Origin of the sequence: Halovenus salina, assembly GCF_026410925.1 — an archaeon.
Lineage (GTDB): Archaea > Halobacteriota > Halobacteria > Halobacteriales > Haloarculaceae > Halovenus > Halovenus salina.
On sequence record NZ_CP112972.1, the window covers coordinates 1,403,280 to 1,420,914 of the forward strand.

Genomic DNA, 17,635 nt, shown 5'->3' on the forward strand with positions numbered 1-17,635 from the left:
GGCGGGACTTTCGTGCTGTTTTGATCCCTCTCGCTGAGACGTCTCACAGAGACACCACCGCGTTATCTCGGGACGTCAAAGCGAGGTGTTCTTTGCCCTCGGGTGTGAGTTCGAAATATGCAAGACTGGCTTATCGACGACGACAGGCTATCTCTCGGCCGCAAATCCGTACTGCCTGGCGAGGGATTCTTTTACCCAGATTCGCTCGAATCCCAGGAGGTCGAGCGTGAAGCCAGAGAGACACTCGAAGACGCCGGGGTTGTCGTGGTTGCTGACCCCGACGCCGACGGACTCGCCTGCACGGCACTGGTCCGTGTTGCCCACGGCGAGGGTGCGTTGCTGCCCGCAGGACCACACGAACTCGAAGAAGCGCTTGGCTGGGTCGCCGAGTACGCCGACACGGAGGCGGACATCTACATCTGTGACCTTTGTCCCGACAGCGAGAGCGATATCGCCGACCTCTCAGCGGCCACGTCCCGGGTCGAGAGTGTATCGTGGTACGACCATCACCAGTGGGACGACGCGCTCGCCGCTCAGGTCGAGGAGAGTGGCGTCGACCTCACCGTCGGCGACTCCGAGGAGGTCTGTACTGCCGACGTGGCGCTTGCAGAAATCGACCACGAGTTCGACGAGCGATTTGCGGAGCTGGCGGCGGTGACCCGCGACCACGACCTCTGGATTCGCGAGGACGAGCGCTCGGACGATATCGCAGACTACGCCTACTGGGCCGACCCCGAGGAGTACATTGAGACTGTCCTCGAACACGGCGTCGAGCTTCCCGAGGAGGTCGAGGCGTTTCTGGCCGACAAGCGCGTCGAGAAGGAGGCACTCATCGAGAAGGCAATCGAGCGCGCCGAGATGCGCGAGGTCGGGCCGTGGACGGTCGGCGTCACCTACGGCCGCTGTTCGCAAAACGAGGTCGCCGAGTCACTCCGCGAGCAGGGGGCCGACGCCGCGGTCATCGTCAAGCCGGCCGGGTCGGCCTCGATTCGTGGAACCGAGAGTTTCGAGCGCTGTCATGAGGTTGCTGCACAGGTCAACGGCGGCGGCCACCCCAAAGCGGCGGGTTGCAAGCCCGACATCTACGACGATATGCTCGATTACGCCCACCACTGGACGACACAGGGCGCAGTCGCCAAGCAGGCAATCGTCGACGGCTTCCGTCGACTCGATTTCGAGGGTGAGCCAGACGAGTGAGGACCGTAGCGCAATCAAAAAATTCTCAAGGGTGAGTTGTGGACTCTCTTGTATGGCACAATACGGAACGATGGATTACGCCAGGCTGGCAAAGGCCGGATTCCTGGTCGGCGCTGCGCTGTTTCTCTCCGGCGCATTAGGTGGGGTTATCGCCCCCGGGCTTCAGGGAGAGATTCCAGGCTGGGAACAATCGCTCTTTCTCTACTCTGAGGTTATCGGCACCGTGGTTGGCTTTTTCTCGCCGCTGGTGTTCGGCGTGGTGATGCCACTTCTAGACTAGTCTCGCGCCGAATCGGCGTGTTCGGCCAGGGCCTCGACAACTGGCGGTAACATCTCCGGAAACCCTTGCTCGTCGTCTGACTCTGGCACCCACTCGTCGGCAGTGAGGTAGTCCCCTATCTGGTGGACCGTCGCTGCGTCGACCCCGCGGTACTCACAGACTGCCCAGAACGCCGCCGACTCCATACACAGCGAGACGACACCGTCCTCCCGGTACTGTTCGATTTCCGGCACGGTCTCGCGGTACATCGCACTCGTGGTCCAGGTCGTCCCCCGGGGCGTCTCGAACCCCTCGCTCTGGAGTCGTTCGGCCAGTCTATCGACGAGCGACGCCGTCGCCGTGACCGCCTCCTCTGGAGGGACGTAGTGATGTGAGACACCTTCGTCGCGGATAGTTTCGGTTGGGAGAATGGCTGCGTGGGGCGAGATATCCGGCTGGAGACACGCACAACCGCCGAGCATCACCACGGCCTCGGCACCCGCAGCGATGACGTTCTCGGCGACCATCGCGGTGACCGGCGCGCCGACTCCCGACTCGTGGACCGGAACGTATCCCACCGTCTCCGAGAGGCGATGACACTGTTGTGACCGCACGACATCGACGGTCGCCTCAGCTCGGTCACGAACGGCTGCTGTCAGTTCGGGCTGGAAGCCGAGAATGACTGTCGGCGGAACATCCGGCAGCCCCTCATCCTGTACCTTGACGAGGTCTGTCGGCGAAAACAGCGCGTCAGCCTGGTATTTGTCCCCGTAATTGGGAATTACATGCTCGTCTGTCATGTGATAGATACTATCATCGATAGATAATGAGGATTTCGGAGTCGGGAGCCCGGTCGGTCACCGTTTCCCGGCGACCCACTTGTCGGAGTACCGCTCGCCGCACTCACAGGCGACGTAGGCATGAATCACGTCTCCCTCGGCGTAGAGTCCGCCAACCTCCTCGTTTTGCGCCTCTGCGAACGAGAAAATCAGCCGGGGTTCGTGGCCACCATCGACCGGACAGGTCGCGTCGGCACAGTCGGCTGTCACCGTTCCGTCGACCCCCATCGCCTCCTGTGCGAGTGCCATTGGGTCGATGCCGGTCGCGCTCTGGAAGACGCTCCGGGCCTGGTCGCCCTCCATTACCAGAGCGATGCCGTCCTCGACGCGCTCGCCGTGTTCTTCGAGTGCCGCCATGTTCGAGACAGCCTCAGCTGCGATGTAGATGTGGACATCTTCGGGCCGCTCGCCGGCCAGAAACCCCTCTCGCTGTGCGTTCATACCCGAAACACGGCGGGCCGAAGGAATAAGATTGCTGGAACCGAGCTACTCCTCGCCCATTCCACCGAAGACGGCGTCGGCGTCCGCGGGTACGTCGAAGTCGTGGAAGTGTTCGCCCTCCTCCTTCGAGAGGATGTTCAGGGCCGCGGCCGCGCCGTCGCCCGCGGAGATGACCGCCTGCCACTCCTGGGCGCGGACCATTGCGCCCGTGGCGTAGGCGTCTGCGATGCTGGTCTCCATCTCGACACCGACCTCGACGACATCGCCGTCGAACGCACAGCCAAGCTCCTCGGCAAGACCCCGGTCTGCGCCCGTCGCCAACACGAGGTAGTCGGCCTCGTGGTCGCCGTCTGCTGTCGAGACGGTAAAGCCGTCGTCTGCTGTTACATCAGTCACCTCGACGCCCTGCTTGCGGTCGACGCCGAAGCTGTCGACCTGTGCCCGAAGTGTCTCCAGGTACGCCGAGCCGTCGACCGACCCGATGCCGGGATAATTGAAGAGGTGTGCCTTGTGCATCCATGTTCCGTCCGTATCGAAGACGGTCGCGTCGAGACCGTTCTTCTGGACAAACAACGCCGCGCTCAGGCCGGCGGGGCCGCCGCCGACAATCGCTACGTGTGTCATACGGTATCATTTTAACCCCCGCAGTCAAGAAAGTTACCGGTTGGGTCAGCCGACCGCCAGGAACGTATTGATGAGCCAACGGGTGAAGATAGCGACCAGTGAGGAAATCCACGCGAGAAGAACAAAGTGCATGTACGTGTTCACCTTGTGGCCACCGTCGACGGTCCGGACCATCAGCGACGACAGCATCGCGGAGAACATGATGACGACGACCAAGAGGAACTCTATGAGCGGGATGTTGTACACGTCGGGCTGGATAATCTGTCCGACGTCGATGCCGGCACCAGTATCGAGATCGAGGCCGAGGTCAGAGATGACATTCACGACCTCCAGCCCGATGAAGAAGGCGAACGTCGAGGCGGCAGTCATCCCGTAGAGGAGGCCGATAAGCGTCGTCGTCGCCTGCTTGCGCTGTTCGCGTAGCTGGAGGACCTCGTTCATGTTCTCCGAGATGAGTTCGCCGAGCAGCTGTGGATTGCCACCCATCTCACGGCCGATAAGGTACATCTCGCTGAAGGTCTGGATGAGGTACGAGCGACAGTCGGCGGTGAAATACCGCCACGCCTCGACCGGCTCGATGCGCATATTCAGCCGTTTGTAGAGGTCGTCGATGTTCTCGGTCAGCGGTCCGAAATCCTTGGTCCGGAGGGTACTAAGTACGTCCGAACTCGTCGACTGTTTGACCGCCTCGGTGGTCCCTAGCGCCCGGACGAAGCTGGGAAACTCTTGGTCGCGCGCCTTGACTCGCTTTTCGGCTCGGTTGAGAACAAGTCCAGGAATCAATAGCGGCGTTATTGGAATAACAGCATACAACGGGAGCGGGAGCGTGCTGATACCCGGAATAAATGTCGCCAGGCCGATTGGACTGATACCGGCAATACCGGTAATCGAGATGACCAACAGGAGCGCGGTGAGACCGACGCCGACGTAGAAGCTCCGTTGAATCTCTGACTCGACGGCCGAGGGTTTCTCGTCGGGGTGGTACCACAGCGGGTCGTACGGTGACAGCGAGCGCATCGCGAGGAAGAAACCGGTCTGGACGAAGACATACAGCAGGATGATCGCACTGACCGTCAACGTCGGTTCCGTCCCGGTCAACACCGGCAGGACGACCGCGAACACGAGCGCGAACGTCATCGAAAGCACCATCGAGAGATAGAGGTCTTTCATGACCTCGATGTTCTCCAGCGAGGATTCGTAGACGGTCGCGTACTCTTCGAGAATCTGCTCCTGTTCGGTGAGCAGATACTCCCGCAGCGACTGTCCGGCACCCATCGTGTAGGCAAGCCGCTCGAAGAAATCCGAGAGTGTCTCGCTTGGCACCTCGTTCGACCGTCGGCGCAAGGCGTCGTCGAGGCTCTGGTTCCACGTGTCGACCAGTTCGACGATGCGCGCCAGTTCGTTCGATAGCTCGCCGTACTCGTCGTCCTCTGCCAGCGTCCGGAAGACCTCCATCCGGTCGATTTTTGTCGTCGCCAGAATCGTCATATGTGTGACCATCAGATGGAACCGGTTGTCGAGCTGACGTTGGCGCTGGCTCAGCAGAATCTTCGGATAGAACACCGCCGAGAACAGCGCCAGCGACCCGAGCAGCGGAATCGGAATCCGAACCAGTATCGGGAATGACAAGACGAGTGACAACACCACCGTGACGACGAAAAAGCCAATTGAGGGAATCAGGATGAACGAGACGTACTGTCCCATCGGCATCTGCATCTGCCGGTAGGACTGCAGCAGCGACTGGAGATTCTCTGAGAGCGTCAGATTGAGCGTTGCACTCGAGTTGTCGGTAGACATCAGTCTCGCCGGACAATATCGAAGGGCAGTCCCTCGACTCCGTCGCGCTGGAAGTCCGTGATGAGCTCGTTCACCTCGTGGTACCCGGTGATTCCCTCCTGGATTGCGCGCTCGATGATACGAGCACGGAAGTCCAAGTCGTCGTAGATATCGCGGGTGTCCTCGTACCCCAGGAGGGTCGCGATCTGCTCTTCGAGCACGTAGGAGTTGTTCCGCCCCTGGAAGTTGATTTCGTCCTCGACGGGGTCCCAGAAGAAGCTCTGGCGAGTGACGACACCGTCCATCTCCTTTGAGTATCCCTCGATTTCCTGGACGCTCGTGACCCGACGCAGGACATCGTCGCCCTGCTTGACACGGTTCTGGAACAGGGCCACGTCCGCCACATCCATGAACGTCTCGGGGACGTTGATGGGTTCGCCGGTAAAGCGCTGAATCATCGAGACGATGTCGCTTGCGTGGAAGGTCAGCATGACTGGGTGGCCGGTCTGAGCGGCCTGGAAGGCCATCCGACCCTCTTCACCACGAACCTCACCCACGATGATATAGTCCGGACGGGACCGCAGTGCGGCGGCCACCAGGTCGAACATGTCGATGGAGGTGTCCTCGTCGTCGCCCTCCCGCGTCAACAGCTGCTGCCAGGTGTTGTGTGGCGGCAGGACCTCGGCAGTGTCCTCGGCGGTGTAAATCTTCGAGTCTCGGGGGATGAACGACATGATGGAGTTCAGCGTCGTCGTCTTCCCCGACGCCGTCTCCCCGACGACGAACACCGTCTGCTCGTTCTCCAGACAGAGCCAGAGATACGCCGACAGCTCGGGGCTGAGCGTGTTCCAGGCGGTAATCTGGAAGATAGACAGCGGAACCTCGTCGCCCTGACGGATGGTGAGCGAGGGACCCTTGAGGCTCACGTCGTCGGAGTAGATGAGGTTCAGACGCGAGCCATCCGGCAGCGTCGAGTCGACCACTGGGTCCGAGTCACTGACGGGGTCGCCCATCCGCTCGCCCATGTTCTTGAGCCACTGGTCGAAGTGTTCGGGGCTGTCCCACTCGACAGTCGTCTCGAGCATGCTGTAGACCGAGTGGTCGACGTGACACTCGGTATGGCCGATGACGTGGATGTCCTCGTTCGCTGGGTCACGCATCACCGGCTCCAGCGGCCCGAGCCCGACGATATCGCGGTTGAGCCGGTAGCGGATGTTCTCGTAGGTCTGTTCTGTCACCTCGACTTTGCCGACATCGGTGAGGCTGGTCAGCCGCGAGAGCACGCCTCCGCCTTCGCTGGAGCTTGTGATCGACGTCGTCTCCTGGAGGAGTTCTTCGATGCGGTCGTCGTACTCGGCTTCGTCCTGTGGTGCTGGTTTGGTGACGCTGCGTTCGAGCAGCCGGTCACGAACCTCGCCGAACAGGCTGCGCTCGTCTTCCGCCAGGTCCGGCTCGATTGCGTAGTATTTCGTATCCTGCCCGATATCGCCGTAGACGTGGGCGTAAATTGGTCCGCCCACGGGGTAAATGACGTTCGGGCGGCCGCTCTCGTAGTCGTCGTCTGCCTCCTCGATAAACATCGGGAACTCCCCAGTGATCTGTTTGAACTTCTGGAGGTGCTCCCGCAGGTGCGGCCGGCGTGCCGCGTGTTGCCTGAGTTCGTCCGAGGGGTTGGGTCTGCCGTGGTCTGTCATGGTTATGCCACACTCCTGCTTTCGATGACGATGCCCGTTCCAGAGCGCACCGAGTAACCGATGGTGTCTCCAACCTGTTCGCCCATGCCGGCAAAGCGCAACACGCTAATCTGCCGGCGAACGTCGTTGCCGACCTCAACCATCTCCAACTCGAGGAAGACGTCGGCGATAGACCGGAACGGCCCGAGTGCCTCCTCGTCGAGCGTGGTCGGGTCGACGGTAAGGACGATGACCTTGCCGTCCGCGATGACATCCCGGAAAAACGAGATTATCTCCAGTGCGGCCTGGCGCTCCTCGTTCTGCCGGACTAGCGCCTCGAAAGTGGGGTCGTTGCGCAGGATAGCGTCGAAGGTGTCAATAATGACCACATCCGAGTTCCACATCACCTGGGCCTCCATCAGCCGCTTGAGCAGGTCCATCCGATCGTCCTCGTCGTCGGTTCCGGTGTCGGTGAAGGAACTCTTTGATTCGCCGATATCGGCGTGGAGAAACAGAATCTCCTCGTCGAGCAGGTGGTTCACCATATCGTAGTTCAGCGAGTTCATCTGTTCGAGGAAACTCCCCACCGTCAGCTCCGTCGACAACAGCGTCACTGAGTGGTCCTCCTCACAGAGTCCGTAGGAGAACCGCTGGCTCATCGCCGACTTGCCCGCACCGTAATCGCCCTCGATAAGGACGATACTGCCGGGCGGGAAACCGCCACCGAGCTCTTTGTTCAGGCGGTCCCGTTCGTCCAAGCCGATGGAATACAGGTCGTTTCGTGCGATGCTCATGGGTTGTCCTCCACTCTGAACTCGAAGGTCTCCTCGTCACCGTTGGCGATGACGAGGACGCGGTGGTCACCGGGGACCAGATAGCCGTCGATGGTGAGTTCGACAACATCGTTCGTGTCCCAGGTGTCGACGTTTCTGTCCGAGACAACCGTGATATTCAGGTCGTCGCCGGTCTTGAACCTCCCGTCGACCAGAACGTCAATCTGACGCTCGACCGGGTCGAGCTGCTGTGACCCCGTGTTCTTGACGTAGATGGTCGTCGTGTTGGTGGTTCCGTCAAAGACGTTGTCGCTCCCGCTGTCGCTGATTATCTCGATGCTGGTCCTGACGTTGTCACTGACCTGCACGCCCCGGTCACTGATTGCCTCCGAGAGATTGTCCACACTTGTAGTGAACACGCCAGCCACACCTGCTGCGATAATCATACTAGCGATGAACAAGATAAGATGAGAGACGGAGACACTTGCCATTAGCTGTTCACCTCAGCTAGGACCCAGCCGCTTGTATGGTTGTCGCCAGCGTGGAGGCGCTGCTGCATCAGAAATCACCCTCCGTGAACGTGAACGTCCGCTCGACGCCTGCTGGGTCGATATACATGATTGTCACGGTCACCGTCGTCGACGTCATCGCCACGGGGTCGCCGTTGCTGTCCCGGAACTCGCCGACCCGGTAGCGGGCAGTCCCGTCCGGACCCAACGTCACGCCGTTGTGGGGAATTGTCTCGTCGATGGCGAACGGTCCGTCTTCGGTCGCGGCCGCGTTCCCGTAGTCGGGAGCGAGTGTGATGTTCAACTCCGACAGCGACGCGCTGTTCGCGTAGTCGATGGTCGTCGGGTCTGCGCTTGCGTTCTCAACTGCGTCGATACTGACGTTCTTCAACGTCACGTTGTCGCTGTAGGTCGTCTCGATGTCGAACGCTATCGTCGAGTCTTTATTGTTCCCGGTCCGGTCGAGTGTCTGGGGGTTTACGTTGTCGAGATCCGCCACGTCGACAGTCACGGTCTCTGCGACCCCGCTGTCTGTGACGACTTTTACCCGTTCGGGCTCGGCAGTCTCGTTCTCCAGGCGAAGCTCCGTGTTGACGCCCCAGAGAGCGGTCTGCTCTCCGTCGACAGTCGAGATCTGGAACGCAGACAGCGCCCGGAACGCCCCGTCGACCAAGACAGTGGTATCACTCACTTGCATGTCCCGAGACCCCGTGTTAGTCGTGCGTATCGTGAGAGTCCCGTCGGTCTTGTGGTAGGTCGCATCGACCGAGAGTGCAGTCTCTGCAATCGCGTTCTGTGTCGCGAGGTGGTCGTCGTAGGCCCCGGTGAGCGACTCGCTCGTGTTTGCGGTCGCAGTGTAGACCGCACCGAGGGCGATGAACGACCCGAAGAAGATGAGCAGGAGACTCCCACTCGTGCTAAATCCCATCGTTTCCCCCCATCATGTCGTCACCTCCGCGGCCACCGAGATGCCCGACGGCGTCGTCAGCGAAACGCTGTCGGGCTGGCTGGTGGCGTTCACGGTTATCGTCACGGTCTCGCCAGGCTGCCAGAGGTCCGTGTTGTTGTTGCCGTCGACGCTCGCGTTTGCCTCCCAGCCGGTCTCGTACTCGTTGTCGACGAGCAAACTGGTGCCATCCAGCGACAGCGTCGTCGAACCGGTGTTGTTCGCCGTCACGGTGAGTTCGTTCGTCCCACTGTCATAGACCGCCGAGACCAGTTCGATACCGCTGTTTTTCGTCTCCAGCGCGCGGTCAGTCTGGTCGTCCTGTGCGTCGGCCACCTGCTGGAAGGAGTTGTCTGTGGCCGTATAGAGGGCTCCAAAGGCGACGAACAGGCTCAAGAAGATGAGCGCCGCCGCGCCACTAACGCTGAAGCCCACTTGCACCACCCCCGTGCTGGAGTCCATGCGTCGCGGCCATGCCGTTGCCGTTGAGCTGGCCGATGTAGTCCAGACTCTGTGTGTGGTGGTCGATGGTCAGCGACCCGTCACCGGCGTCCTCGAATCCGGCGAGATATGACTGGAGCTCCTCGGCAACGGCCTCGTCTATCCAGTCGATGTTCTCGTAGTAGTCGATCGCCTGTGCGGTACCCCGGACGCCTGCCTCCTCAACAAGGAATTCAAGCCACTCGACGACGATGAGCTCGGCGGCGAACCCACCAGGCAGCGTCGAGAGGTACGGCTTGCCGTCGCCCGTGTCGGCAGACCCAGCATTCTCCGTGGTTGCGGTCGTTGTGGTTGTCTCTGTTGTCGGTTGCTCGACCTCTGTCTCGGTGGGCGTTGGCTCCGTCGTCTCTGGTTCCTCGCTGGCAGTGTCTTCGGTCGCCGGCTCCGTCGCCGCGGCGTCGGCAGCCGGTTCATCCTCGACCGTCGAGTGCGCCTGTGACTCTTCATCGACCTCTGTTGCCTCCTCAGTCGCTGGCTCCGACTCGACCGTCTCCTCGATGTCGTCGGGCTCCGACTCCTCGATAGCAGAGTGGGCGGTCGTCTCGTCGGCTTCCTCCTCTTCCTCAATCACTTCGTCGAACAGGTTGTCGTCCGCGAACTCGTCGTCGTCCGCGAACTCATCGTCGGCCTCAACGTCGGATTCGCCATCTTCCTCGAACATCTCGTCTGCCGTCTCTTCCTCAGTGGCCTCGCCCTCTTCTCCGGCCCAGTCGGCATCTCCGGACTCATACTCGGCTTTCAGGTCCTCGAACGACGAGCCGCCGCCGTCGTCTCCGCCGCTGGACTCGTCGGCGAGCTCCTCCTCACCGGTATCGTCCATATCGAAGTCCTCGTCGCCGAACTCACCGTCATCGAAGCCGTCATCGGCGAACTCGTCTTCGCCGAAGTCCTCGTCGAAGCTGTCCTGGAAGGCGTCGCCGCCCTCGGGCTCTGGACTGCCACCACCGCCGAGTACGTCGCCGGCGTCGGCGTCGGCGTCCATCGGCATGTCGTCGTCCCCCTCTTTGATGAGGTCGTCGTCGAAAAATCCCTCGGCCTCTGCCTCGGCGATGCCTTCGTCAACCGCTTCATCTTCCTCTTCCTCGTCTGCGAACAGCCCGAACGAGCCCTCGCCCATGCCGCCACCCATCCCTGCGTCGATGTCGTCGGCGAAGGGGTTGACACCGCGGGTCACCATCTCGTAGATGTCGAGCAGCTTCCGGACGTTCTCCTCGACCTCGTCGACGCTCTCGGAGATCTGCTCGTTCTCGTTACGGACCGTGTTCATCGTCGAGGATAGATTCCCGACCTCGTTTTCGAGTTCGTCGAGCCGGTGTTCAAGCTCGTCGACGTTGCCGCCGCCGCCACCGCCACCGCCCCCCATGTCGTCGAACTCGTCGTCACCGAGTCCGCCGAGGTCGTCGTCTTCGAGCCCACCGAGCCCGCCAAGGTCATCGTCGCCACCGCCGTCGTCGTCGAGTCCACCGCCGAGGTCGTCGCCGCCACCACCACCCAGGTCGTTACCGCCGCCGCCACCGCCACCGAGGTCGCCGTCGCTCATGCCGATGTCCTCGCCTTCCTCCTCCTCGGACATGATGGACTCGAACATGTTGCGGATGCTCATCCCGACCACCCCCCCAGAGAACAGGACGAGCATCACCGCCACAGCACCGACCTCCGACACAGCGGCCTGTAGCGGTAGCGCAAACACGAAACTACTCATTGTCTTTACGGTCCGCGCTCATACCCTTGAATGTATTGTTTTAAGTATAGTATCTGATACTTGCAGAATCTTTTACGCCTTGAAGAGATGAATTTATGTCTATATATCGGAAATAGAGTCAGACGTTAATTTCTACGCAGTTGTGGCTGAGAGGAGGTCGGTTTCTGTTGGAACCTGGCTTCGAGTCTGCCGGTCGTCTGACGGGGACGCGCCGATTCGTTTAGAGCGTCCGGTCCTGTCGGTTGGCACTTTTGACGACGAGGTCGCCGGTCGAGGCCTTGAGCCGGACCGAGCGTCCGTGGTCACCGCCGACATCCTCCCCAGTCAGCGAAATATTGTGCTCGGAGAGTGTCGTCTTGACCTGGTCGACGTTGCGGTCGCCGATACCGGACCCGCCTTCGGAGAAGTCGAGCATATCACTGCCGCCGGCGATTTTCGCTTCGAGACTCCGTTTGTTCGCGCCGATTGCTTCGAGCTCCTCGATGAGCAGTTCGGTGCCGGTGTCGGCAAACTTGGCGGGTTTCCCGTCGTCGACCTCCTCTGCAGCCGGAAGCATGACATGGACGAGGCCGGCCCTACCGCTGTGTTCGTCATAGAGGGCAACCCCCACACACGAGCCGAGGCCGCTTGTGGTCAGCGTCGCCCCATCGGCCGTGACCTCGTACTCCGCGATACCGACTTTAATTCGCTCTGGCGTCGTCCCCTCGGAGTCCGCTGACTCGCTCCCGTCGTATATTTTCATACTAGAACAACCCGTCGGTGTCAGCCTCCGTCTGATCGGCTCTGTCGACATCGAGGTCATCGAGCGCCTCGCGAAGCTCCTGCTCGTTTGGTAACGCGTGAATCTTGCTCTCGAACTCGAGCTCTTCGGTTTTCATCGTCGAATCAATCATGAATGCGTGACGCTGGTGTTGGCCCAACTGGGCAGCCAGCGGGTCGATGATAGCCTGCCCCATGTCGTGGACGAGCCGCGGCGGCGTGTGTTCGACCGACCGCTGGAGCACGTTCGCCCAGCCGTCGACGAAGCCGCTTGTCATGATGTTTCCAAGCTCTTCGATTGCAGCCTTGTGTTGGTCGGTCAGCTCGTCGCTGTCCATATCGACGGGCATCAACCCCTCGGCGACGGTAATCGCCGACTGCTCGTCAAACAGGACGAGCAGAAAGCCGCTCGGCGCGCCCGTGAACTCGACCGCAGTCCCGACGTGTGTCTCCTTCCCGAATCGTTTAGGCACGTCTTCAATCGGCGCAAATGAGATTTGCGAGACCTCTGCCTCTGTCTCGATACCGGACATCATCTCGACGTTCTCGGCAGCCTGTTTGGTCCCCTCACGGTTCATCTGGTTGAACGCCGCGAGCTTTTCGACGGGAATCGCGTCGGTCTCGTTGCCGCCGTGTTCGGCCATCAGTTCCGTTAGTGGCGTGTACTCCGGCAGCATGTAGATATAGAAGCTCACGTCTTCACCCTCCCACTGGATTTCACTCCTGAAGACGAACACCTGGTCGTGTTCGTCGGTCTCGGGCCCCTCCGGGACGACATCTTTCCCCTGCCGTTCGATGTACGTCGGCGGCGTGTGTTCGATAGAGGTTCCCAGATGCTCGGCCCAGCCGTCGATGAACCCACTCATCATGATGTTGCCGATCTCTTTGACACTGCTCTGTGCCATTGATTCGTCTGCGGCTCCCCCCGGGACAAGCGCCTCAACGATTGCAGCGCTCTGTTCGCGCTCGAAGATGAGCACGGTCTCGCCAGTAAGGGCACCGTCGAATCCGAACTGGACGCCAACGAACTCGGCGTCGGTACCCAGCTCTTCGCCGAGGTCTTTCCGGTCGACCAGCGAAATCCGAGTCACTTCGACGGTCGCCTCGATACCCGTCATCTGGGTCATCGAGCGCGTGGCCTCCTGTGCCCCTTCGTGAGCCAGCTGGTTGAACGTGTCAAGCGACTGAACGTCGATTTTCATTGCTACGAGGGAACGACGTCTTGAATCGCTTCGATCACGCTGGGTTTCTGGAAGGGTTTGGTGATGTAGCCGTCTGCCCCGGCTTTGACTGCCTCTTTCATCTTTTCTTCCTGTCCGACACTGGTACACATGATGACGTTCGAATTCGGATACTCGTTTTTGATCTCGTCGGTCGCCTCGATGCCATCACGAATTGGCATCACGATGTCCATCATTACCAGGTCCGGCTCCTTCTCTTTGAACACTTCGACGGCTTCGACGCCGTTCTCGACTTCCCCGATTATATTGTGGTCCTCCTCCAGGATTTCCCGCAGGAGGTTCCTCATGAACTCGGAGTCGTCAGCGATGAGCACTTCTGCCATGTCTCTCACCACATGGTACTGCTATGACGTAAATAAAAGCTTCCCGTTGATTATCGGTGTTGATAGTCTCCCGCCCTTGTCATCAGAACTGCACGCCGTCGTCGATTTCTTCAAGCAGGTCCGCAATGGAGTCATCAGGAGAGAGGTTTGATGATTTCACCAGCTGGTGGATGCTCTCGGGCGGATAGCGAATCGGGACGTTCGCTTCGGTCAGAAGAATGCCGAGAATCTCTTCGACCGGCGTGTCGCTGTCGACCTGCTGGGCGTACCAGAGCATGAGACTCTCGAAAATCGTCACCACGTCGTTCGAGGCCATTCGACGCTGGCTGATCGACCCCTCAAAGGTTGCGGTGACATCGAACCCGTACTGGGTGTGCCCATCTTCGAAGCTCTCTCTGAGCCACTGATGGACCTGTTCCTGTGAGATTGTACTGTCCCGCCCCGGCGGCTGTGTCGGCTGCTGTGAGCGTTCCTGTCGCTCCCGGGAGCGGCGTGGCTGTCCCGACGATGCCCGGGGCTGTCCTGATGATGACTGCCGTGGTTGTTCGGGACGTTCCTCTCGCTGTGTCGGTGACTGCTGAGTGAAGTCGTCGGGGTCGTCTTGGCGCGGCGAGTCGGTCTGTCGACTGCGTGACTCCGACGACGTGTGCTCCTCGCGGTGATTCGGCCCGACGTTCGGTGGACCGTCCGGTGAGACGACGAACCGTCCCTCTTCGAGTTCCTCGACGTGTTCACTTTCGGTGATGTCCAGCTCGTCGGGTGCGAGAACGCGCCCCTCGTCTGCTGGCCCCTCCTCGATGTCGTCGAGGTCCTTGAAGTCGTCTGGCGGCCTATCGGCCATGCTATACTCTCTGTGACGGACGATTAAAAACGTGTCTCCGCACAAGAAACCTGAATTGTCGAGACAGACACTCCAAGAGATATGACGGCCCGAACGCGATTCGCGGTTATTTACGAGGCTATACGTTGATCGTATCTCCAGGGTCGTCGCCCGTTAGCGAGTCGGGCACCTGGATGAACGTCACCGTCTGTGCGCCGACTTCCGTCGTAATCGTGATTTGTGCGGAGTCGCCCTCATCAAGCCCGGGCGGCAGCCCTCCCTGGCCTGCGATATTGGCGCTTCCGTCGCTCACATTGTCCCCAGTGGAGTTGTAAACGGGGTAGCTAACGTTGGTCAGTCCAATGTTGAGCGGGACGATAAGTTCGTAGCGGTCCGCTCCATCGGTCATCACCACGTCGTCCTCGTTCTCTGCCGTGACAACCTCGATGGCAAACTCGGCCTGGTCATCGATCGATTGTGCAGTCAGCCCAATGTTCTCCGGGGTAGTATCACCAGCTGCCTGCCCGGTTGAGTCGTTGCCGACGACAACGTTGGCGAACTCGTCGTCGCTCACGTACTGCAACGTAAACTTGGCAAGGTTGATATCACCAGCACCTGCGGCAGGTTGGACACCCAACCGCAAGATGTTGACTCGACTCGCATCGCTCACGTTTCCTGCAGTCGTGATGACGTTGAGGTTATCTGCAACTTGCGATGTACTCTCGGTCCCAGTGTCCTGGGCCTGCGTCTGCAGGAAGCCTGCGGTGTTGATCAACACACCCGCGGCTATCGCCGCCACCAGCACCATCGCGATGAACACGATTAGTGTGCCGATGCCGACCTGCGCACGCGCATCATCATTTTCCGTTCCGATTCTATAGTTGTCCATCTTTGGTCACCTCAGAGGTTAACTGTCGTCCCGGGGTCGTCACCACTCAGCGAGTCCGGCACCTGCAAGAACGCCACCGTCTGAGAGCCGACCTCGTTGGTGATTGTGACTTCGACGCTGTTCCCCTCGTTGAGCGGTGCGAGGTTTCCTTGGTCGAATTCGCTGTCCAAGACACTATTTCCATTCGATCCAGTCGCTCCGTCGACCTGTGTATCATCAACAGTTTCGTTGGCCAGCGGAACGACGAGTTCGTAGCGGTCCGATCCATCGGTCATGACGATATCGTCTTCATTTTCCGCGTTGATGACCTCGATCAGGTACTGTTCTCCCCTGGTGTCCGAGCCCGAACTTGGGTCTTCGAGCACGACACTACCTGGTGTAGTGTCTCCAGTTGCAAGGCCACCAGCGGATTTGTTACCGACGACGATGTTGGCGAACTCATTGTCACTCACGTACTGGAGGGTGAGCTTTGCGAGGTTAACATCACCCGCACCAGCGGCTGGCTGGACTCCCAGCCTAAGTTCGTTGATATTGTCGTTTCCACTCACATTTCCAACCTCGGTGATCACGTTGAGGTTGTTAGCGACCTGTGCTGTACTCTCGGTACCGGTGTCCTGGGCCTGCGTCTGCAGGAACCCAGCCGTGTTGATCAGCACGCCTGCTGCAATCGCCGCCACCAGCACCATCGCGATGAACACGATTAGTGTGCCAATGCCAACTTGGCCGCGTTGACGATTCGATTCGTCCGTGTTGAAGAGGTTCTGTATCATGTTTCCTCGTAACGTTTACAGCGTCACCACGTCGCCTTCTGCCTCAGCCGAAAGCGAGTCGGGCACCTGGATGAACGCGACCGTCTGGGCCCCAACTTCCGTCGTAATCGTGATTTCTGCCTGGTCTCCCTCATTGAGCGGGCCAAGCGCGTCCGCAACAGCACTATCGCCGCTACTGTTGAAATCATCCGACGCAGACAGCGATTCATACGCATCCAGATTGTTGTCCAACGGAATGAGGATTTCATAGCGGTCCGATCCATCGGTCATCACCACATCGTCTTCGTTTTCAGCGGTAACGACGCCGATGCCGAACTCAGGCGATTCCGTACTACTGCTTAAGAATATGTCATCGGGATCAGTGTCACCCTGTGCCCGGTATTCTGGGTCAAGACCACTAGCGCTAGTGTCGGTACCGGAATTAAACGACGTATTATCCAGCCCAACCACAAGGTTCGCAAAGTTATCGTCACTCACATACTGCAAGGTGAGCTTTGCGAGGTTAACATCACCCGCACCAGCGGCCGGCTGGACACCGAGCCGCACCTGACCGATGGTATCTTCTGCTTGACTCACATTTCCGACCTCGGTGATCACTTTGAGGTTGTCAGCGACCTGTGATGTACTCTCGGTACCCGTGTCCTGGGCCTGCGTCTGCAGGAACCCAGCCGTGTTGATTAGCACGCCTGCTGCAATTGCCGCCACCAGCACCATCGCGATGAACACGATCAGCGTGCCGATGCCAACTTGGCCGCGTTGACGATTCGATTCGTCCGTGTTGAAGAGGTTCTGTATCATTTTTGTTCACCTCAGAGATTGACCGTGGTTCCAGGGTCGTCACCACTCAGCGAGTCCGGCACCTGCAGGAACGCCACCGTCTGGGAGCCGACCTCTGTTGTTATCGTTATCTCGGTGTCCGCACCCTCCGCGAGAGGTGCAAGGTCGCCGTTAAACGCTGTATTAGCGCTGAGCGCAGTACCAGTAGCGTCGGTAATATCGCCCGGCTCAGCCGCGGCAGTAAGCGGGAGCACAAGTTCGTAGCGGTCTGCTCCATCGGTCATCACCACGTCGTCCTCATTCTCGGCCGTAACGACGGAGATATTAAACCGCTCGTCACCCGACGCACGCGGGTCATCGAATTGGCTGTTGGTGCTGTTGTATGCTTCAACACGAATCTCGTCAGGGTCATTATCACCAGTGGCTTGTTCAACATCTGCGGATTTCCCTGTTGCATTCCCGACGACGATGTTGGCGAACTCGTTGTCACTCACGTACTGGAGTGTGACCTGTGCGAGATTGATATCATCAGCACCAGCGGATGGCTGGACCCCCAGCCTAAGTTGGTTGATTTCGTCGTTGCTACTTACGTTACCAACCTCGGTGATGACGTTGAGGTTGTCAGCGACCTGTGATGTACTCTCGGTACCCGTGTCCTGGGCCTGCGTCTGCAGGAACCCAGCCGTGTTGATCAGCACACCGGCTGCAATCGCCGCCACCAGCACCATCGCGATGAACACGATTAGTGTGCCGATTCCCACCTGTGCACGCCTGCTTTCCGTCGATTCGTCCGTGTTGAAGAGGTTCTGTATCATT

20 protein-coding genes are annotated in these 17,635 nt (G+C 59.7%); 2 read left to right on the forward strand and 18 right to left on the reverse strand.

Going from position 1 to position 17,635, the window contains the following annotated elements:
* Positions 1-117: 117 nt before the first annotated feature.
* Positions 118-1,197 (forward strand): DHH family phosphoesterase, encoded by a 1,080-nt coding sequence (locus OSC37_RS07095; protein ID WP_267163893.1) that lies wholly within the window; start codon positions 118-120, stop codon positions 1,195-1,197.
* A gap of 52 nt (positions 1,198-1,249) precedes the next feature.
* Entirely contained in the window at positions 1,250-1,477 is a 228-nt protein-coding gene (locus OSC37_RS07100) for a DUF7860 family protein (protein WP_267163894.1), read from the forward strand.
* On the opposite strand, the gene OSC37_RS07105 is transcribed toward OSC37_RS07100, so the two are convergent.
* The 18 genes from OSC37_RS07105 to OSC37_RS07200 all read right to left on the reverse strand — a co-directional run bounded on the left by OSC37_RS07105 (position 1,474) and on the right by OSC37_RS07200 (position 17,634).
* On the reverse strand, positions 1,474-2,256 hold the full coding sequence (locus tag OSC37_RS07105; RefSeq protein ID WP_267163895.1) for a nucleoside phosphorylase: 783 nt from the start codon (positions 2,254-2,256) through the stop codon (positions 1,474-1,476). The two genes, OSC37_RS07100 and OSC37_RS07105, sit on opposite strands and share 4 nt — an antisense overlap.
* A 57-nt stretch (positions 2,257-2,313) precedes the next feature.
* On the reverse strand, positions 2,314-2,736 hold the full coding sequence (locus tag OSC37_RS07110; RefSeq protein ID WP_267163896.1) for a DUF5807 family protein: 423 nt from the start codon (positions 2,734-2,736) through the stop codon (positions 2,314-2,316).
* A 45-nt stretch (positions 2,737-2,781) separates the two neighbouring features.
* Positions 2,782-3,360 (reverse strand): FAD-dependent oxidoreductase, encoded by a 579-nt coding sequence (locus OSC37_RS07115; protein ID WP_267163897.1) that lies wholly within the window; start codon positions 3,358-3,360, stop codon positions 2,782-2,784.
* Positions 3,361-3,405: 45 nt separating this feature from the next.
* Positions 3,406-5,157 carry an archaellar assembly protein ArlJ/FlaJ gene (arlJ, locus tag OSC37_RS07120; RefSeq protein ID WP_267163898.1) on the reverse strand — a complete coding sequence of 584 codons (1,752 nt, stop codon included), beginning with the start codon at positions 5,155-5,157 and terminating at the stop codon, positions 3,406-3,408.
* Entirely contained in the window at positions 5,157-6,830 is a 1,674-nt protein-coding gene (gene flaI / locus OSC37_RS07125; protein ID WP_267163899.1) for an archaellum flagellar ATPase motor FlaI, read from the reverse strand. Before flaI ends, arlJ begins: the two co-directional genes overlap by 1 nt.
* Positions 6,831-6,832: 2 nt before the next feature.
* A complete protein-coding gene (arlH, locus tag OSC37_RS07130; protein ID WP_267163900.1) occupies positions 6,833-7,603 on the reverse strand; it encodes an archaellum protein ArlH in 771 nt (256 codons plus the stop codon).
* Positions 7,600-8,073, reverse strand: coding sequence for an archaellum stator protein ArlG (gene arlG, locus OSC37_RS07135; protein WP_267163901.1), 474 nt, complete (start codon positions 8,071-8,073; stop codon positions 7,600-7,602). Before arlG ends, arlH begins: the two co-directional genes overlap by 4 nt.
* A 67-nt stretch (positions 8,074-8,140) precedes the next feature.
* Positions 8,141-9,019, reverse strand: a complete 879-nt coding sequence (arlF, locus tag OSC37_RS07140) for an archaellum stator protein ArlF (RefSeq protein WP_267163902.1) — start codon at positions 9,017-9,019, stop codon at positions 8,141-8,143.
* 12 nt (positions 9,020-9,031) lie between these two features.
* Positions 9,032-9,472 (reverse strand): archaellum stator protein ArlF, encoded by a 441-nt coding sequence (gene arlF, locus OSC37_RS07145; RefSeq protein WP_267163903.1) that lies wholly within the window; start codon positions 9,470-9,472, stop codon positions 9,032-9,034.
* On the reverse strand, positions 9,456-11,240 hold the full coding sequence (locus tag OSC37_RS07150) for a FlaD/FlaE family flagellar protein (protein WP_267163904.1): 1,785 nt from the start codon (positions 11,238-11,240) through the stop codon (positions 9,456-9,458). The genes arlF (OSC37_RS07145) and OSC37_RS07150 overlap by 17 nt, the downstream gene beginning before the upstream one ends.
* 220 nt (positions 11,241-11,460) lie before the next feature.
* Entirely contained in the window at positions 11,461-11,982 is a 522-nt protein-coding gene (locus tag OSC37_RS07155; RefSeq protein WP_267163905.1) for a chemotaxis protein CheD, read from the reverse strand.
* Between the two features lies 1 nt (position 11,983).
* Complete coding sequence (locus tag OSC37_RS07160) at positions 11,984-13,201, reverse strand: chemotaxis protein CheC (RefSeq protein WP_267163906.1); 1,218 nt, start codon at positions 13,199-13,201, stop codon at positions 11,984-11,986.
* A 2-nt stretch (positions 13,202-13,203) separates the two neighbouring features.
* Entirely contained in the window at positions 13,204-13,563 is a 360-nt protein-coding gene (cheY, locus tag OSC37_RS07165) for a chemotaxis protein CheY (RefSeq protein ID WP_267164159.1), read from the reverse strand.
* A gap of 82 nt (positions 13,564-13,645) precedes the next feature.
* Positions 13,646-14,404, reverse strand: coding sequence for a DUF7500 family protein (locus tag OSC37_RS07170; RefSeq protein WP_267163907.1), 759 nt, complete (start codon positions 14,402-14,404; stop codon positions 13,646-13,648).
* A gap of 118 nt (positions 14,405-14,522) precedes the next feature.
* Entirely contained in the window at positions 14,523-15,272 is a 750-nt protein-coding gene (locus OSC37_RS07175; protein WP_303657468.1) for a flagellin, read from the reverse strand.
* Between the two features lie 11 nt (positions 15,273-15,283).
* A complete protein-coding gene (locus OSC37_RS18940) occupies positions 15,284-16,042 on the reverse strand; it encodes a flagellin (protein WP_303657469.1) in 759 nt (252 codons plus the stop codon).
* Between the two features lie 15 nt (positions 16,043-16,057).
* Positions 16,058-16,840, reverse strand: coding sequence for a flagellin (locus OSC37_RS18945; protein WP_303657470.1), 783 nt, complete (start codon positions 16,838-16,840; stop codon positions 16,058-16,060).
* Between the two features lie 11 nt (positions 16,841-16,851).
* On the reverse strand, positions 16,852-17,634 hold the full coding sequence (locus tag OSC37_RS07200) for a flagellin (protein ID WP_267163908.1): 783 nt from the start codon (positions 17,632-17,634) through the stop codon (positions 16,852-16,854).
* Position 17,635: the final 1 nt, after the last annotated feature.

What these genes read in the sequence shown, in the direction of transcription:
- OSC37_RS07095 (WP_267163893.1), top strand. Translation starts at nt 118, where the DNA reads ATGCAAGACTGGCTTATCGACGACGACAGGCTATCTCTCGGCCGCAAA.
- OSC37_RS07100 (WP_267163894.1), top strand. Translation starts at nt 1,250, where the DNA reads ATGGCACAATACGGAACGATGGATTACGCCAGGCTGGCAAAGGCCGGA.
- OSC37_RS07105 (WP_267163895.1), bottom strand. Translation starts at nt 2,256, where the DNA reads ATGACAGACGAGCATGTAATTCCCAATTACGGGGACAAATACCAGGCT.
- OSC37_RS07110 (WP_267163896.1), bottom strand. Translation starts at nt 2,736, where the DNA reads ATGAACGCACAGCGAGAGGGGTTTCTGGCCGGCGAGCGGCCCGAAGAT.
- OSC37_RS07115 (WP_267163897.1), bottom strand. Translation starts at nt 3,360, where the DNA reads ATGACACACGTAGCGATTGTCGGCGGCGGCCCCGCCGGCCTGAGCGCG.
- arlJ (WP_267163898.1), bottom strand. Translation starts at nt 5,157, where the DNA reads ATGTCTACCGACAACTCGAGTGCAACGCTCAATCTGACGCTCTCAGAG.
- flaI (WP_267163899.1), bottom strand. Translation starts at nt 6,830, where the DNA reads ATGACAGACCACGGCAGACCCAACCCCTCGGACGAACTCAGGCAACAC.
- arlH (WP_267163900.1), bottom strand. Translation starts at nt 7,603, where the DNA reads ATGAGCATCGCACGAAACGACCTGTATTCCATCGGCTTGGACGAACGG.
- arlG (WP_267163901.1), bottom strand. Translation starts at nt 8,073, where the DNA reads ATGGCAAGTGTCTCCGTCTCTCATCTTATCTTGTTCATCGCTAGTATG.
- arlF (WP_267163902.1), bottom strand. Translation starts at nt 9,019, where the DNA reads ATGGGATTTAGCACGAGTGGGAGTCTCCTGCTCATCTTCTTCGGGTCG.
- OSC37_RS07150 (WP_267163904.1), bottom strand. Translation starts at nt 11,240, where the DNA reads ATGAGTAGTTTCGTGTTTGCGCTACCGCTACAGGCCGCTGTGTCGGAG.
- OSC37_RS07155 (WP_267163905.1), bottom strand. Translation starts at nt 11,982, where the DNA reads ATGAAAATATACGACGGGAGCGAGTCAGCGGACTCCGAGGGGACGACG.
- OSC37_RS07160 (WP_267163906.1), bottom strand. Translation starts at nt 13,201, where the DNA reads ATGAAAATCGACGTTCAGTCGCTTGACACGTTCAACCAGCTGGCTCAC.
- cheY (WP_267164159.1), bottom strand. Translation starts at nt 13,563, where the DNA reads ATGGCAGAAGTGCTCATCGCTGACGACTCCGAGTTCATGAGGAACCTC.
- OSC37_RS07170 (WP_267163907.1), bottom strand. Translation starts at nt 14,404, where the DNA reads ATGGCCGATAGGCCGCCAGACGACTTCAAGGACCTCGACGACATCGAG.
- OSC37_RS07175 (WP_303657468.1), bottom strand. Translation starts at nt 15,272, where the DNA reads ATGGACAACTATAGAATCGGAACGGAAAATGATGATGCGCGTGCGCAG.
- OSC37_RS18940 (WP_303657469.1), bottom strand. Translation starts at nt 16,042, where the DNA reads ATGATACAGAACCTCTTCAACACGGACGAATCGAATCGTCAACGCGGC.
- OSC37_RS18945 (WP_303657470.1), bottom strand. Translation starts at nt 16,840, where the DNA reads ATGATACAGAACCTCTTCAACACGGACGAATCGAATCGTCAACGCGGC.
- OSC37_RS07200 (WP_267163908.1), bottom strand. Translation starts at nt 17,634, where the DNA reads ATGATACAGAACCTCTTCAACACGGACGAATCGACGGAAAGCAGGCGT.